At 43.5% G+C, this 271-nt stretch carries 1 pseudogene; it reads right to left on the bottom strand.

Annotated features, from left to right (window positions below):
- A pseudogene (locus tag AAEY62_RS22500) lies at positions 1–271 on the bottom strand (glycerol-3-phosphate 1-O-acyltransferase PlsB); the annotation flags it as partial.

The following is a 271-nucleotide window of genomic DNA, read 5'->3' as shown; positions in this document are numbered from 1 at the left end:
TTTTTGTGGTAGCTCGTTAACATCCGCTTTTTCGTCTACTAAAAGCGATAAGTCGAGCGGTTGGCTAAAGCGGATAAAGTTATCTCGGCCAGAAAACAGCACCACAAATAACTTTCTAAACCAACTTGGTGTTAATGAGTGTGGTATGAGCGTGCTAAGTCCGGGCTTTTCTTTGCCGGGTGCTCGGCCCCATAAAATAGTAACAGGAATCACCTGCACATCTTTTTGACCACTACTTAATAAGTGGTCAATAATTTGTTTGCCTTGCGCC

It is taken from the genome of Pseudoalteromonas sp. GW168-MNA-CIBAN-0100, from assembly GCF_040309225.1.
Taxonomy (GTDB): Bacteria; Pseudomonadota; Gammaproteobacteria; order Enterobacterales; family Alteromonadaceae; genus Pseudoalteromonas; species Pseudoalteromonas arctica.
This window is presented reverse-complemented; position numbering and strand designations above follow the sequence as displayed.